General features: G+C 33.9%; 14 protein-coding genes and 1 pseudogene. 5 read left to right on the top strand and 10 right to left on the bottom strand.

Going from position 1 to position 15,928, the window contains the following annotated elements:
• Window positions 1–73: 73 nt before the first annotated feature.
• Window positions 74–223: pseudogene (locus MHH45_RS16725) on the top strand (MFS transporter); the annotation flags it as partial.
• 51 nt (window positions 224–274) lie between these two features.
• Here the strand turns inward: MHH45_RS16725 and MHH45_RS16720 are convergent.
• The 3 genes from MHH45_RS16720 to trhA form a co-directional block, all read right to left on the bottom strand.
• On the bottom strand, window positions 275–1,345 hold the full coding sequence (locus MHH45_RS16720; RefSeq protein ID WP_016112793.1) for a nitric oxide synthase oxygenase: 1,071 nt from the start codon (window positions 1,343–1,345) through the stop codon (window positions 275–277).
• A 179-nt stretch (window positions 1,346–1,524) separates the two neighbouring features.
• Window positions 1,525–2,115, bottom strand: coding sequence for an AmiS/UreI family transporter (locus MHH45_RS16715; RefSeq protein ID WP_088094031.1), 591 nt, complete (start codon window positions 2,113–2,115; stop codon window positions 1,525–1,527).
• A gap of 709 nt (window positions 2,116–2,824) precedes the next feature.
• Window positions 2,825–3,472, bottom strand: a complete 648-nt coding sequence (trhA, locus tag MHH45_RS16710) for a PAQR family membrane homeostasis protein TrhA (RefSeq protein ID WP_016112795.1) — start codon at window positions 3,470–3,472, stop codon at window positions 2,825–2,827.
• Window positions 3,473–3,626: 154 nt separating this feature from the next.
• On the opposite strand from trhA, the gene MHH45_RS16705 reads away from it, so the two are divergent.
• The gene (locus tag MHH45_RS16705) at window positions 3,627–4,187 is read left to right on the top strand and encodes a DUF1836 domain-containing protein (RefSeq protein WP_088094021.1); all 561 of its coding nucleotides are present in this window, start codon (window positions 3,627–3,629) and stop codon (window positions 4,185–4,187) included.
• 379 nt (window positions 4,188–4,566) lie between these two features.
• On the top strand, window positions 4,567–4,806 hold the full coding sequence (locus MHH45_RS16700; RefSeq protein WP_229161407.1) for a hypothetical protein: 240 nt from the start codon (window positions 4,567–4,569) through the stop codon (window positions 4,804–4,806).
• A gap of 64 nt (window positions 4,807–4,870) precedes the next feature.
• Here the strand turns inward: MHH45_RS16700 and MHH45_RS16695 are convergent, their stop codons facing one another.
• The 7 genes from MHH45_RS16695 to MHH45_RS16665 form a co-directional block, all read right to left on the bottom strand.
• The gene (locus tag MHH45_RS16695) at window positions 4,871–5,485 is read right to left on the bottom strand and encodes a hypothetical protein (protein ID WP_016132484.1); all 615 of its coding nucleotides are present in this window, start codon (window positions 5,483–5,485) and stop codon (window positions 4,871–4,873) included.
• Entirely contained in the window at window positions 5,475–6,026 is a 552-nt protein-coding gene (locus tag MHH45_RS16690; RefSeq protein ID WP_003202459.1) for a sigma-70 family RNA polymerase sigma factor, read from the bottom strand. Before MHH45_RS16690 ends, MHH45_RS16695 begins: the two co-directional genes overlap by 11 nt.
• A 107-nt stretch (window positions 6,027–6,133) precedes the next feature.
• A complete protein-coding gene (locus MHH45_RS16685) occupies window positions 6,134–7,579 on the bottom strand; it encodes a DEAD/DEAH box helicase (RefSeq protein WP_016112799.1) in 1,446 nt (481 codons plus the stop codon).
• A gap of 436 nt (window positions 7,580–8,015) precedes the next feature.
• Window positions 8,016–9,278: a hypothetical protein gene (locus tag MHH45_RS16680; RefSeq protein WP_088094022.1), complete on the bottom strand. Its 1,263-nt coding sequence runs from the start codon at window positions 9,276–9,278 to the stop codon at window positions 8,016–8,018.
• Between the two features lie 437 nt (window positions 9,279–9,715).
• Window positions 9,716–10,999 carry a C4-dicarboxylate transporter DctP gene (dctP, locus tag MHH45_RS16675; RefSeq protein WP_016112802.1) on the bottom strand — a complete coding sequence of 428 codons (1,284 nt, stop codon included), beginning with the start codon at window positions 10,997–10,999 and terminating at the stop codon, window positions 9,716–9,718.
• Between the two features lie 126 nt (window positions 11,000–11,125).
• A complete protein-coding gene (locus MHH45_RS16670; RefSeq protein WP_016112803.1) occupies window positions 11,126–11,824 on the bottom strand; it encodes a response regulator in 699 nt (232 codons plus the stop codon).
• A complete protein-coding gene (locus MHH45_RS16665) occupies window positions 11,814–13,415 on the bottom strand; it encodes an ATP-binding protein (RefSeq protein ID WP_016112804.1) in 1,602 nt (533 codons plus the stop codon). The genes MHH45_RS16670 and MHH45_RS16665 overlap by 11 nt, the downstream gene beginning before the upstream one ends.
• Window positions 13,416–13,502: 87 nt before the next feature.
• Between MHH45_RS16665 and MHH45_RS16660 the strand changes: the two genes are divergently transcribed.
• Window positions 13,503–14,576 (top strand): DctP family TRAP transporter solute-binding subunit, encoded by a 1,074-nt coding sequence (locus MHH45_RS16660; protein WP_016112805.1) that lies wholly within the window; start codon window positions 13,503–13,505, stop codon window positions 14,574–14,576.
• 299 nt (window positions 14,577–14,875) lie between these two features.
• Complete coding sequence (gene guaC, locus MHH45_RS16655; protein ID WP_088094023.1) at window positions 14,876–15,859, top strand: GMP reductase; 984 nt, start codon at window positions 14,876–14,878, stop codon at window positions 15,857–15,859.
• Window positions 15,860–15,928: the final 69 nt, after the last annotated feature.

Genomic DNA, 15,928 nt, shown 5'->3' with positions numbered 1-15,928 from the left:
TCATCCTTTATTTGTTTAGTTAGTTTTATTATCGGAAAATAGTGAAGGTATCGTCAAGAAGAATGATATGTATCTCGCAGGAGTTGGCCCTGTTATTATCGGTTTACTTGCTACAGGTGGTAATTTATTCGGAGCTCTATCACTTATTTTCATTATCTATCCAATTGGATTAATTACAATGCTAGTGTGTGTACCGGAAACGAAACGAAAGGAAAAGTGCTAGATTAAAGTTAATCAAAAAGCATTGAAATTCTACATTTCAATGCTTTTGTTTTTATTTATGAAAGAAATTTGGAGTCAGAATATTATTCGGATAAGGTTTATGATAGATGTGGGTAGTAGCTGGCGATAATGGTGGAATGAGCCATACCCAATTTCCCGTCACGACACGGCCACAAGCCGCCTCTTGCTTTTCAAATTGTCCAAACTGCTGTGCTGCTGTGTGATGGTCTACAATACTTACTCCTTGCTTTTTGAAAGAATGCAAAACAGCTACATTTAATTCAACTAACGCCTTATCTTTCCATAATGTACTGTTTCTCAAAGTATCCAAATTCATTATTTCTGCAACAGCTGGAAGTAAATTATAACGATCATGATCTGCCAAATTACGAGCCCCAATTTCTGTTTCCATATACCAACCATTAAAAGGAGCAGCTGTATAAGAAATGCCACCAATCTCTAGACGCATATCTGAAATCATTGGTACCCCATACCATTTTGCACCTAAGGATACAAATGGATATTCTGGGTGCTCAATCTCAACCTCTTTTACCTCTTCTTTCGGAATTTCCCTATATACAGGTTCTCGTCCATCAACAGAAAATACGAGTGGCAATACATCAAAATTCGTACCTTCTCCATTCCAGCCAAGTTTCTGACAAAACGCTGTAAATGGAATCGAATGAGAATCACCTATCACTCCCATTTCTGTTTCAAATCCCGCATAACGAATCAACTGATGGTTATAAATTCGAATGTTATTTTGTTCACCGTTATACTGCTTAAAAATTGTAATTGTCGGTTTAATTTTCCCGTTATTCGTTGCATATCGAATATGATGAATAAGTGCATTATATACCCCTTCCTCATCATTCACTTCACGAGCATCTAATATATGCATTTTATTCCAAAATAATCTTCCAATACATCGGTTACTATTTCTCCAGGCCATACGTGCACCATGAACAAGTTCCTCAAAGGTGTGTTCATATGTTCCTGTCCGCTCTATTTCCGACACAATTTGGCTGAGACGCTCTTCTATTTGCTGCTCTCTAGCAAGCTCTTGATAACAAGTTGTAATAAACTTCCTTGCTTCATCTATTAATTCTTTCATTTTATCCATAAACAATCTCCTTCTACTTCAACAAGACACTATTACTTTACAGTATAAGCAAAAAAGAGTGTAGTAACAAATCAAATAAAATGGCTATATAAATGCAAATTGAAAAACCAACATAAATCCCTTCTTTTTAGACGGAATAGAGCATCCAGCCAGATTCTCTTTCCCTCATCTTACTACTATTAACGTACTCGATATTTAAAAATGCAATAACAGAAATATAAAATAGAAACTACCGATACATAAATCCATGCCTGATAAACTACTGGTGTTCCCCATATCCCCATAAAATAAAGAAGCGATGGCAACGTGAGCGTTACCCATGATTGTACAAACGCTACCCTACCAAGGTATTGGTTTATATTCTTTTTTTGTATATTTAACACAAAGAATAAATACCAAAGAAGCGCCCACATAAACCAAGTCAGTGCATTAACGATATCTTGAAATTGAACGAACGATACAACCATATAAAATAGTGCAACAAGAGCCACCCAGAGGCAAAACCACCCTAGCCCATTTCCACTCATTCCCGTAATAAAGGTGATACCTACATACAAATACGTTAAACCAAATAAAAAAGTAGCTGCATATGAATATACAGTCCAATTACTTTGATCAGAAATCATAATGAGGTAAAACGGAATGACAATTTGCAGCATCCCTACAAATAAATTAAAAACACCTGCACTTTTTTCCTCTGCTTTTCCTAATATGACAAGACTATTTAAAAACAAAGCTGCGCCTGAAAGCAATAACCCAACGTAACCCATATATGTTCGTGTGAAAATCATATTTTTTCACACCTTAACCTCCTCGTAACATAAAATCATACTAGTGATATTGTCCTACCCATTTCAAATTGCATACACAAGAAACAACTATCATTTCATGCGTACTAGCACTTTTTATTCAAAATAAGTCAGACTTCCTACCTCAAAACAAAAAGAAATCCAAAGAATGCAATCACTGTACTATATCATTAAAGCGCTTTCAAAATAGTATATTTCTTTCCAACAGTAGATAAAGTCAATCTCATATAACACAATCTGAAAACGATAACATTATCATAACAGCATTATATCTAAAAATAAACGCCGAAAATTCTGGAATAAAATTCGAAATCTATATTGTTCCCTGCCCATTTCTTTTAGAAACAAGTAGAATCAAGCATTTGCCATATACCAAACTAGCACTTCTATCATAAAATATCGCAAATTAAAATTTATGTTTTATGAAAGGTGAGATTATATGCCTAAACAAGTCGTTCGAGTTCATCAAGGATATATTCCTAATCAAATCCTTTAATGAATATGCACGTAATTGAGCAAAATTAGAATCGCCCAATCTTAGGTTGATTCTAATTTTGCCGTCCCCCTCACTCTTCCTATCTATAATATAGTGAGATTAAATTTTCACTTTAAATTATTCCCATTAAAAAGGCCACATACCTCGTGATATGTAACCCTTACATAAAACTTATTAAATCACATAACAATATACACATAAAAAATGGGCAAGGCTTCCCAATAACACAAAAATATGAAAAATTTCATGATGCCCTATATATTTAAATTCCAGCCATTTCGGTTTTGCTCCGTAAATAAATCCACCAATCGTATAAAAAACACCACCAAGTACTAAAAACAAAATACCCTCTATGCTTAGATTTTCTGATAGCGGTGCAAAAAATAAAACAATTAACCATCCCATCATAAGGTAGATTGCTGTTGATAACCATCTCGGACAGTTAAACCAAAACATTTTAAAAACAATACCACATATAGCTGTAGCATAAACTAGCACAAACAATAGTAAACCATTTGCAGCCTGTAATGTAATTAAGCAAAAAGGTGCATATGTACCTGCAATTAAGAGGAAAATCATCGAATGATCAAGCTTCCTAAAGAAATAAATAACCCGTTCACTTGCTACAACGCTGTGATACACCGACGAAGCTGCATAAAGAATCATCATCCCTACTCCAAATAGAATCACCGCTGAAATTGTAGAAACGGATGGCATTTTTACAGAAACCTTCACAAGCATAGCTAAAAGTGCAACGAATGATAACACGGCGCCTCCTAGATGGGTAAACGCATTAACTGGTTCTCTCACATAAGCATTCACATTAACAACCCCTTATATAATTACATGTAGTTTCAATAACTACATGTAATTATATACACAATTCGTCTAAGGGTCAACATTTACAATTTATTTGTTTCGTAATACCATATTTAAAGATATAGTGTACATTATTCCTACAAAGGTGAGGGTTTATATGGAAAACATAAAGAACTTACTCGAAACATTACATTTAGAAAAAAATATTAAACTTGAAGATATCCCTACTGTAGATTTATACGTAGATCAAGTTGTTCAACTATTTGAAAATAACTACGGTGATACAACAAGAACAGAAGATGAAAAAGTACTTACAAAAACAATGATTAATAACTACGCAAAAGGAAAATTATTCATCCCCATAAAAAATAAAAAATACTCAAAAGAGCATATGATTTTAATTAGTTTAATTTATCAATTAAAGGGTGCCCTCTCGATTAATGATATTAAAAGTTCTTTAGCAACTCTCAATGAAAGACTCATAAACGAGGATACTTTCGAACTGGACACCTTCTACAAAGATTATCTTGAACTTACAGAAACAAATGTTGAGAACTTTAAAAGGGATGTAGATAATCGGGTGACTGAGGTAAAAGCTGCTGCTTCATTTGAGGATAAAGAATTAGAAAAACTCTTATTGCTAACTTCATTTGTAACAATGAGCAATATGTATAGACGTTTAGCAGAAAAATTAGTTGACGATTTGAAAGAATCTTAACCATGAATAAAGCCACCTCTTCTAGGTGGCTTTTACTTATTTTTGTTTTTTCATCGCTTTCTAACCCCCTCATTAATTTCACCAAATGAATTTGTATCGGTTTACGAGGAGCTATTCTACGGATCATATCTCCCTTAGTTAAGTCACTTAATGTGTTTACTATGCTTATTCTTTCTATTATCATCCTATTGTTTTCAAATAATATATGAATAATTAACTCCCCTTACTTGAATAAATTCCCTTCCATAACTATCATATAAAATATACAGAGTATTTAGATATAAGGGTGAGAATATTGTTCTTTATAACAACTCTATCCATCATACTGGCAGTAATTTTTCTCACACGTTTACTTTTTATAAAAAAAGAAGTACGAAGCATGACAAATGCACTCAAAAATTACAATAGCCAAAAAACAAATCAGAAATTAGATATCATACTTTTAGACAAGAATATCGAAGAACTGGCTTTTGAAATCAATCATTTAATTGAACACATTGTACAAGCGAATGTCGATAAAAAACGAACTGAAAATGGGTGGTTCACTTCAAGCAAAATTAAAAGACGGGCAGCTTCATATGATATGCGAATGGAAAATTCAAAAATAAATACCAAATAACTTTTTCATATCCCTATTGATCAAAAAAGTACATCTTACACCAAAAGAATGTACTTTTTCCTTTTTAATGACCTCTTTTCGAATGAATCTCTCTATCAAGGTACTTAGCTATGATATCTCTATCTGAACTATTAATAATCATGTTAATTCTCCCTTGCAAATACCCATATAACATCCAGTTTGAGCATTCTCTTAGCTGCCCATACTTATCTTTCTTGGCTTTAAAACATAATATCGTATCGTTCTTTTTTATTTTGTAATAATATTTAAAAATATCATCATAATCTATAATGTATGCTCTTTGAATTTGATAAAGTTCCTTTACTTCATAAATCATAACTTTATGTCTTGTTCCAAAAACAACAAATCGATTTCCTACATCCATAAGCGCTAATGGCATTACGGCATAGTCTGCTGAACACATAATTGCACCCAAATAGTAGCCACCTGTAGCCCTTGCTTGAAATTGTAATTCAATAAATTCATTTTCTGTTAACTCATTATTTGCCTTTACTTCTATCTCTTGAAAATTTTCTTCAGCAATTCGTTTTCTGATATCTTTTTTCTTCTTCTCCAAGCTCCCAACAAGGCGCTCCCCTATTGCTTCAAATCGGGATATTTCTTGTTCATCCCACTGCTCGAAAACAATTTGATCTATATTATAGCTTTCACAATTCATAATATCCCTCCATTATCCTTTTTAATTTCTCCTTTCCCCTTGATAATCTGGTATAAACTGAACCTGTACTCATATGTAGTCTCCTTGAAATATCCTCTATGCTTTCATCCACAATATACCTTCGATAAAAGATACTATGATCTACACCATCTAACTGATGAATTGCTTTCAAAACGAACTCTTTTTCCTCTTCTTTGAGCAATCCTTTTTCTACATCTTCATCATCTTGTAAAATAAGTTGTTCTATTGTTTGTTCAATTCTTTTTCTCTTCAGCCTTCTTTTATAATCTAGTGCCTTAAACTTCGCAATAGAAATAATCCAGTTTTTAAGTTGTCCCTTTTCTATTTGAAAACTGTCTATTTTATACCAAAGTATGAGAAGAACATCGTTATAGCACTCTTCAATTTCTGCTCTTTCATGGTTCTCTCCAAGTACACTTCCGATCACTCCATAAATCAATTTACTATATTGAAGAATCAATTGATCCAATGCTTCCGTATTTTGTTTTTTTATTTCATCTACTAATTCCCTATCATTCATATCTTCTCCCCCTTCACTTATATATACGAATACAACAAGTTTATCCTTACATAATTTCCTTATTTTTCATAAAAAAAATACCCACCTGTTAGAGTGGGTAGTTCCTTTTACTTAATAGCCTCATGAACCTTTAACTGCTTACCTTTTATCGTTGTGTTTTTCATTACTTTTAAAACAAGCGGGCCTTTTCCGTTTAATATATCAACATAAGAAACATTATCTTGTATCGTAATAATTCCTATATCATCCGCTGTGACACCTGGGATTTTAGCAATTGTACCAACGAAATCTACCGCTCGAATCTTCTTTTTCTTCCCACCGTTAAAGTACAGCTTCATAATATCTTTATTTAATCCTGCACTTTTCTCTTTTTTCATAATTGGTTTCGCATTTATTTTATCTTCAAAGGCTGCCTTTCCCTTTGCAAGCTCCTCTTTTGACGGAGCTTCTATTTTTTGAATTTCAAAACCGATATACTCTTCAATTTCTACCAAGAATCTCTCTTCATACGGCGTTACGAATGTAATTGCTTTTCCGCTATTACCAGCGCGCCCTGTTCTTCCCGTCCGGTGTACATAACTTTCTTTTTCTAATGGAATGTCATAGTTAATGACATGGGTAATATTTTCAATATCAATTCCTCTAGCCGCTACATCCGTCGCGACTAAATAACGAAATTCCCCTCTTCTAAAGTCATTCATTACTGCGAAACGGTCTTCTTGTACCATACCGCCATGGATTTTATCACACGGATAGCCAGAACGTTTTAACTGTCTAAATACATCATCCACATTTTCTTGCGTACGACAGAAAATAATACAGCTATCTGGATTTTCAACAGTTGTTATATCTTTAAGAAGTGAAAACTTCTCTTCTTCTCTCACTTCTAAAAGGGCGTGTTCAATTTTATCTGTCGTAATCCCAGTAGCTTTAATCTCAATGTTAATTGGCGACTTCATATATGTACGAGATAAATTTTCAACGTCTTCTGGTAACGTCGCAGAAAATAGCATTGTCATTCGATCTGTAGGTAATTCATCAATAATTGCTTCTACTTGATCGATAAAGCCCATATTTAACATTTCATCTGCCTCATCAATCACTAAATACTTCAACCGCTCTAAGGACAGAGTACCTTTTTCAATATGATCTAACACACGCCCAGGGGTTCCAACCACAATATGTGTTTTTTGCTTTAACTCTAATTTTTGACGTGCAAATGGGGATTTACCGTAAACCGCAGTCGCTTTAATACGTTTAAATCTTCCTATATTCGTAATATCCTCTTTTACCTGCACAGCAAGTTCCCTTGTCGGTGTAAGGATTAACGCCTGTGGCTTATTTTCTTCCCACTCAACCATTTCACAAAGCGGAATCCCAAAAGAAGCTGTCTTACCGCTTCCTGTTTGTGATTTCACGACAAGGTCTTTCTTTTCCAGTGCAACTGGAATTACTTTTTCTTGTACTTCTGTTGGCTGCTCATATTTTAAACTAGTAAGTGCTCTTACAATTTCCTTACTTAATGCATACTCTTTAAAGCTTTTTTTGCTCATATACTAACCTCATTTTGTTATGTATTTTAATTTTTTTATTATTTAACCATAACCTAAATATTATATTTGTCATTGCCTATACTTCATTATACTAAAATTATTTCCCTAATCGAAATCTATGTTCATCATTAAATTAAAAATCGGCTTCATTTACTTTGTATCACCTTTGGCAGTATGGACTTTGATTTGTTTGGAAATCCCATTCAGTGGAAATTCATGTTCCTCGGACCGGAGATTTACCACCGCGTCACCATGGATACCCTTGTCTTAAGCTAACTGCTACTACTTACTGCCTTCGCGATTCGAGACTTGAACTCTAGAGAATAGACGCATACTGGGCGCATCAAAAAAAGAGAATCCCTTCAGATTCTCTACTCCCCTTCTTACACCCATTACCGTACTCGATATTTAAAAATACAGTAGCAAAAATATAAAATTACTCTTTGTTGTATTTGCTCACTAAGGATTCTATGTCATCACTATAATCTTTTAATAATGCTTTACCCATAGAATAAAATACAAAACAGTTTAATGTTGCTATGAACATTGCCATATTATTCTCACGTGAATAAAGAACAAACATTAAATTTAAAGAGATTGCAAAGGTTAATCCAAGGGTTATGCCTGTCCATTTTATATCATATAATAATACAAATATCACAAAAATTAGCGTTGGGAAACTATATCTCTCATGCATTTGAGTAGGTAACATATAAAATGCAAAACATATGAATGTTGAAGCTTTCAATAGCACCACTGTACTGCATTTACGGTTAAAGAAAACATACAGCCATGCCAACAATACTGCTGCGGCTAGAATCAATACTCCAACCCTCTTTAAACTTAAATGTGGCAAGATAATAATTGAGTCACTTACATCAGGTGTAGTTCCAATTATATAATACCAAATATTCATTGCATTTAAAGTTACAGTTGGAAAAGTTCCTACTGCACTTAAATATCCGTGCTGTAACATAGCATACAATGTACCATGAACTGCAAAATAGGCCCCGATTATTACGAGCGGTATACAAAATCCAAGTATATATTTAAACAGTTGTTTAAATTCCCTTTTTTCCCACATTACCTTTAGGAAATAAATAGCAAAAACAGGAGCAATTACAATAGATTGAAATTTTGCTAGTAATGCTATAGCAAAAATAGCACCAGATAATAGCGGATTAGAAATAAGTAATAATATTGAGCAAACCATTAGTATAGCATGTAACATGTCTATTTGACCCCAAATAGGTCCATCTAGTAATACTGCAGGATTTAATGCCAAAAATGTTACCAATATCGCTCTTATAAAAGGATTTGCTATTTTTTTAGAAGCTATAGCCAAGATAATTATAGCCACTATATCAAATAAAATAGGTGGTAAACGAACTAAAACATCACCAGCTACTGCTTGTAAATTAAAAGCAGCTAGCACTTTTCCATATATACCTAAAAGTGCTAAAAAGAATGGTGGATAATTTACACCGTCACCGTATGCATAAACATCGGCTAACCCATACTTTCCAACAGTTTCCATCCAGTTAACAAAAAAGTTTTGATCACCAAGAAACCCTGGTAAGTTTGAAGCTAAATATATACGTATTAAAAACGAAAACACAATTAATATAAGGAAATAGAAATGAAGCCAGCTTAAATTTTTTAAGCGAAAGCCACTTTTTCTACTGCTTAATGAATCCATATTTCCCCTCCTCATTTTTTATATTTCATCTCAATATTATTAATTAAAATCACAATTTCAAATGATATCATACGATGCAAATAACGTCAATTTTTGCCAATCGAAATAAATAATGGAATTATCAATATCCTGTTATTTATATTTAATAATTCTTATAGATTGAAATACTAACCAATAGGGGTTTCATTTCCCGCTAATTATTAGTTGAACCAATCAGATTTTTATAGATATTCCTCCTTCCCCCTACCTTCCTCGTGTTTCCTCTGAATCTTGAGGCAAGGGTCTTACTATCCAAAAATAGAAAAATAAATAAAAAAGGGCTTTTCTCCCCCCTAGAGTAGATAGACCCTTTTTATTTATCGATTTATGTCCCTTTAAATTCCCATACATTATATCCAGATAAGAAACTTTATCTTGCATTAGAATAATTCCGATATTTATACAGCTTCCCCTGCCTTTGTCTCTTTTAACACCTTCATACCGGAAACTGCTTCTGCATGCTTCATTTCATCAAACTCATTTTCGCTCTTTGCAACAACGATTGTAGCAATTCCATTTCCAATTAAGTTTACAATTGCTCTTCCCTCACTCATAAAACGATCGACACCAAGAAGTAATGCTAATCCTTCTAAAGGAATAACCTTTAGTGCCGCTAACGTAGAAGCTAACACGATAAATCCGCTTCCTGTTACACCAGCAGCTCCTTTAGACGTTAACATAAGTACTAAAATAATAGTAATTTGCTGTCCGATTGTTAAATCAACACCAAATACTTGTGCTAAAAAGACAACTGCCATGGATAAATAAATGGATGTACCATCAAGGTTAAAAGAATAGCCCGTCGGAATAACAAGGCCAACAACAGATTTTGAACAGCCATATCGCTCCATCTTATTCATCATTCTCGGAAGTACGGATTCCGAAGAACTTGTTCCTAATACGATTAGTATTTCATCTCGAATAAACTTCAAATAATTCCATAAGCTAAACCCATATATCTTACAAACAATATTTAAGACAACAAATACGAATAGGAACATCGTTATATACACTGACATCATCAATTTTCCAAGTGGTACAAGTGAAGCAAGCCCAAAATGACCGATTGTATATGCCATAGCACCAAATGCCCCAAGCGGCGCTGCCTTCATTACATAACCAATAATTTTAAAGAATACGTGTGAAAGTTTGTCTAAGAAATCAATCACCGAATTTCCTTTTTCTCCAAGAGCAGCTAGCCCAATCCCAAATAAAATAGAAAAGAATAATACTTGTAAAATATCACCCTTTGCAAACGCATCAACCATATTAGAAGGAACAATATGAGTAACAAAATCAATCCAATTAATACCCTGTCCCCCACCTTGTGTATATTTAGATACATCTCCTTTTGCAAGTTCATTAAAATTAAGGCCTGAACCTGGCTTCATAACATTTACAACGATTAACCCAACAATAAGTGCAAATGTTGTCACAACCTCAAAATAAATAAAAGCTTTTCCACCGACCTTACCAACCTTCTTCATATCTCCCATTTTGGCAATACCAAGTACAATTGTTAAGAAAATAATTGGTGCGATGACCATTTTTACAGCATTAATAAACGTATCGCCTATCGGCTTCATTTCTTTCCCAACACTTGGCCACATAAGCCCAACTAATACGCCGAGTGCAATGGCCGTTAATACTTGAAAAGTTAAATTTTTGAACAGTCGTTTCACCTTCACTTCTCCTCCCACTGTTTCATTTTTGAAAACTTTACCATCCCTATGTTTTATATAATGATAGCGTTTTCAATCAAAGGTGAGAAGTTTATGGTCATAACGAATATTTTGGTCATTTTGGTCTTACTTTTTTACTTCACGGTACACATAGCGATTAATTGGTCTTCCAACCCCTCCATATTGAACTGCTAAATGAATCAACCCCTTTTTTTCTAAATAATCTAAGTATCGCCGCGCGGTAACTCTGGCTATCCCAATTGCACTGGCTACCTCTTCTGCAGAACGAGGTTCATCTTGTTTTTTTACATACTCTTCAATTTCATTCAATGTAAATTCATTTAATCCCTTTGGCAAATTGTTTGCTGCTTTTTTAGAACGCCCAGAATATAATAATAAATCCAGCTGTTCCTGTGAAATCGCCCCAGATTCCTTCAGACTCATTCTATATTGTCGATATTTTTCTAAAGCTTGCTGAATTCGGTATAACTTAAATGGCTTAATAATATAATCCATCGCTCCGTTTTGAAGCATGAGTTTAATTGTTTCCCTATCTTTTGCAGCAGAAACAACGATTACATCTGCTTCTAACTCTTGTTTTCTAAATTCCTGTAATACCTTAATACCGTCCTTTTTCGGCATAAAAATATCTAAAATAACGAGATCTGGATTCATTTTTTGGACAAGGTTAATCCCCTCCTCGCCATTGTTAGCGACGGCTACTACTTGAAATCCCTTTACACTTCTAATGAATTCTTTATTTACTTCTTGAACCATCGGATCGTCTTCAACCAATAGTACTTTGATTTCCTCTTTATATTTCATACAATTCCGCCTCCATCTCCATTGGAAAAGTAATGATAAAAGAAGTTCCTTCACCTTGAAAAGATGAAACACTAATTTCCCCTCTCCCCTTTTCAACAATTTGCTTTACTAGAAAAAGTCCATAACCTGTCCCACTCATTTTATTCACAGTAAATCCTTTCTCATACACTCTTGGTAAATGCTCCTCTTTTATGCCGCATCCATTATCCTCAATCAATATTGCACATACATCTTCTGACTGCTCAATACTAATATCAATTCTTTTATTCTCTATCTCAGTTTGCTCAAATGATCCAAACGCATTTTCGATTAAGTTACCTAGTAATACAACGAAATCATGTTGATCCAGTTGATAAGGAAATACTTCTAAATAACTATTTTGGTCAATTATAACTTGTATCCCTAATTCCTTACCCCGGCTTACTTTGCTCAGGAGGAGACCGGCAATCGCATCATTTTTAATCGTTTCATTTAAAAAGTTTGTTACACTCCCCTGTTCTTCTGAAGTGTGGAAAGCAAGTTGTAATGCTTTATCAGCTTTACCTAGCTGAATTAAACCTGCTATTGTATGAAGTTTGTTCATATGCTCGTGGCTTTGTACACGAAGTGCCTCTACAAATGTTTTCACTCCTGTTAATTCCTCTGCGAGCTTTGTAACCTCTGTACGATCTTGAAAGATTGCCACAGCTCCAATTAATTCATTATCTTTCTTGATTGGTATACGATTACTTAAAATTACCTTTCCACTTACTTTTATCTCTTCATTGTATACTGGCTGATTCCTCTCCACGATTTCTGGAAGTCTCGTATCCTTTAAAACTGCACGAATGGGACTCCCTACAACATTTCCATCTACATGAAAAACCTGCTTTGCTTTTTCATTAAAAATGGTAATAATCTCTTGATTATCAATTGCAATCACACCCTCATTAATCGAATGAAAGGTTGCTGTTCGTTCTTCTAACATTCGTTTAATTTCATAAGGTTCTAACTGAAACATCTGTTTTTTAATATGATTGGCAAGCATCAATGAACCAATCAATCCAAAAATTAAAGTTAATATGACAATAAAAATAATCTCTTCTGCTAATCCCAGCATAATCTCCCAAAAATTCGGGACTTTATTTCCAACAACAACAACACCAATTTGATTTAAGTTTTGATCTTTAATAGGCATAAAGGCACGAATTACAGTACCTATCTCTCCTTTGGCTTTTGAAAAATAAATATGTTCTGCAAATGCCGGTTCTTCATCCGTCCCTTTTGATGGCCTCCCAATCATTTCTTTTACGGGATGAGAATATCGAATTCGCTCCATATTCATTACTACTATATAGTCTGTTTCATTAATAACCCGGATATTTTCAATAGCTGGATTCAATGTAAACCACCCTGTTGTTTCCTGAAGGGATCTCTTTACATCTGATAATTCTGCCACTGTCCGCGCCGTATTCATAGATCTAATTCTTAATTCTTTTTCTTCTTTTTGTTGAATATTTGCGATGATAACAATTCCACCTATCAGTAATGAAAAAATAACTACTGCATAGGATAAAATCGTAATTTTCCAGCGGATGGGCAATTGTTTCACTGTTTGTTCCCCTTTCCTCTAAAAGCATCTTTACGAATAAAAATCTTCTCGGTATGCTTACATTAACAACCCAAGAGGAGGTTTAAGATGAAAAAAATAGTTACTTTTATACTCCTTTTCATCTTTTTAATTACTAATGCTTTATTTATAGGTTTTCAAAGTCTTTTTTCTCAAGGTGAACTTGCTTATGACGATGACCAAGAAGGGTTGAAAAAACAAATTGTTTTCAAATTTAGTCATGTTGTAGCAGAAAATACACCTAAAGGGCTTGCTGCTAGCAAATTTGCCGAGCTTGTTAATGAGAAATCAAACGGAACTATAAAAATAGAAATTTTCCCAAACGGGAGCCTGTATTCTGATATAGAAGAAATCCGCGCTTTAAAAGCTGGGCAAGTTCATTTTATTGCTCCCTCTACCTCAAAGCTTGGAATGCTATCTCACGAATGGGGTGTATTAGACCTTCCATTTGCCTTTCCAAATTATGAAGCCATTCAAGAAGGCTTAAACGGAAAAATTGGCGAACAATTACTTCAGTCCTTACAAAAAGACAACATTAAAGGGCTTGCCCATTGGTCAAATGGCTTTAAGCAAATTACTTCGAATAAGGGGCCTATCTATACACCTGAAGATATAAAAGGACAATCCTTTCGCATTATGCAAAGTGATGTTATCCAATCTCAATTTGATTTATTAAAAGTTGGTGCACATCAAGATTCATTTAATTCTACATATAAATTAATTGAAACAGGTAAAGTTGATGGCGAAGAAAATACTATTTCAAATATCTACTCTAAGAAATTTTATAACGTTCAAAACTATTTGACAATTAGTAATCATGGGTACTTAGGCTATGTTGTCATGATGGATCAAAAAACTTGGAATCAACAAACCGAAAAAACGAAGAAAATATTACTTGAAGCAATGAAAGAAACGACTGACTGGAATAATCGTCAGTCCATCCAAATGAACGAAAAACAACTTGAGCTTATTAAACAAAATTCATCCATCCAAATTCATGAGCTAACTGATGCACAAAGGAAAGAATGGGAACGGGTACTCTCTCCTATATACGAAGATCTTGCCCCCACAATCGGGGAGAATTTGGTAAATGATTTAAAAAAATTGAAAAAGAAATATCAATTTCTTGAAGATAATAAATAACAAAAAAGCAGGGTATTTTTAGCACCCTGCTTTTTTGTTATTTCACTATGATATTCCGAAATATTATTTCATTACTATCGATTAAATTTTTATAATATACTTGTCTAAAAAACGAACGATATAGATATGTACAAACTATTTAATTCGGCATTACTTGTTATTCCTTTGAATTCCGTCCCTATATTTGCTAAGTATCAACTAAAATCTTTGACTTAATGAAAAAAATAATGTACATTATCTTTTGGACGAACATTTTTTTAAACCGATATATAAAATATTCGTATTTAGAGGTGTAAACGATGGAAAACGTATTCGACTATGAAGATATTCAATTAATTCCGGCAAAATGTATAGTAAATAGCCGTTCTGAGTGTGATACAAGTGTAACTTTAGGAAAACATACATTTAAATTACCTGTCGTACCTGCAAATATGCAAACAATTATAGATGAAAAAGTTGCTGTATATTTAGCGGAAAATAAATATTTCTATATAATGCATCGTTTTGAGCCAGAAAAGCGTATCTCTTTCATTAAAGATATGCACTCTCGTGGATTAATCGCATCTATTAGTGTTGGTGTGAAAGAAGAAGAGTATGAATTTGTACAACAATTAGCTGCTGAACAGCTTTCTCCTGAATATATTACGATAGATATCGCACATGGGCATTCCAATGCGGTAATAAAAATGATTCAACATATTAAGAAACATTTACCTGAAAGCTTTGTTATTGCAGGAAATGTTGGAACTCCAGAAGCAGTAAGAGAGCTAGAAAATGCTGGTGCTGACGCAACAAAAGTAGGAATCGGACCTGGTAAAGTATGTATTACAAAAATTAAAACAGGATTTGGAACTGGTGGCTGGCAATTAGCTGCACTTCGTTGGTGTGCAAAAGCAGCAAGCAAACCGATTATTGCTGACGGAGGCATCCGTACCCATGGTGATGTAGCTAAATCAATTAGATTTGGGGCAACTATGGTTATGATTGGTTCATTATTTGCTGGCCATGAAGAATCTCCAGGAGAAACAATTGAAAGAGATGGGAAGCTCTATAAAGAATACTTTGGGTCAGCTTCCGAATTCCAAAAGGGCGAAAAGAAAAACGTGGAAGGCAAAAAAATGTTTGTCGAACATAAAGGATCTTTAGAAGATACATTGATCGAAATGGAACAAGATCTTCAGTCCTCTATTTCTTATGCTGGTGGAACGAAATTAGATGCAATTCGTACTGTAGATTATGTTATCGTGAAAAACTCAATCTTTAATGGTGATAAAGTATATTAAGCTTTATTTACCCTTTAAATGTAATAAGTATTGATTATTATATAAAAAATGAGCAAGGTACTTTATTTC

It is taken from the genome of Bacillus sp. FSL K6-0042 (assembly GCF_038006685.1).
Lineage (GTDB): Bacteria > Bacillota > Bacilli > Bacillales > Bacillaceae_G > Bacillus_A > Bacillus_A pseudomycoides.
The sequence above is the reverse complement of the archived record's forward strand: the minus strand, read 5'-3'. Positions and strand labels throughout refer to the sequence as shown.

Coding starts and splice junctions, on each gene's coding strand:
- MHH45_RS16720 (WP_016112793.1), bottom strand. CDS start 1,345: ATGGATAAAATGAAAGAATTAATAGATGAAGCAAGGAAGTTTATTACA.
- MHH45_RS16715 (WP_088094031.1), bottom strand. CDS start 2,115: ATGGGTTACGTTGGGTTATTGCTTTCAGGCGCAGCTTTGTTTTTAAAT.
- MHH45_RS16705 (WP_088094021.1), top strand. CDS start 3,627: ATGGAAAACATAAAGAACTTACTCGAAACATTACATTTAGAAAAAAAT.
- MHH45_RS16700 (WP_229161407.1), top strand. CDS start 4,567: ATGACAAATGCACTCAAAAATTACAATAGCCAAAAAACAAATCAGAAA.
- MHH45_RS16695 (WP_016132484.1), bottom strand. CDS start 5,485: ATGAATTGTGAAAGCTATAATATAGATCAAATTGTTTTCGAGCAGTGG.
- MHH45_RS16690 (WP_003202459.1), bottom strand. CDS start 6,026: ATGAATGATAGGGAATTAGTAGATGAAATAAAAAAACAAAATACGGAA.
- MHH45_RS16685 (WP_016112799.1), bottom strand. CDS start 7,579: ATGAGCAAAAAAAGCTTTAAAGAGTATGCATTAAGTAAGGAAATTGTA.
- MHH45_RS16680 (WP_088094022.1), bottom strand. CDS start 9,278: ATGGATTCATTAAGCAGTAGAAAAAGTGGCTTTCGCTTAAAAAATTTA.
- MHH45_RS16670 (WP_016112803.1), bottom strand. CDS start 11,824: ATGAAATATAAAGAGGAAATCAAAGTACTATTGGTTGAAGACGATCCG.
- MHH45_RS16660 (WP_016112805.1), top strand. CDS start 13,503: ATGAAAAAAATAGTTACTTTTATACTCCTTTTCATCTTTTTAATTACT.
- guaC (WP_088094023.1), top strand. CDS start 14,876: ATGGAAAACGTATTCGACTATGAAGATATTCAATTAATTCCGGCAAAA.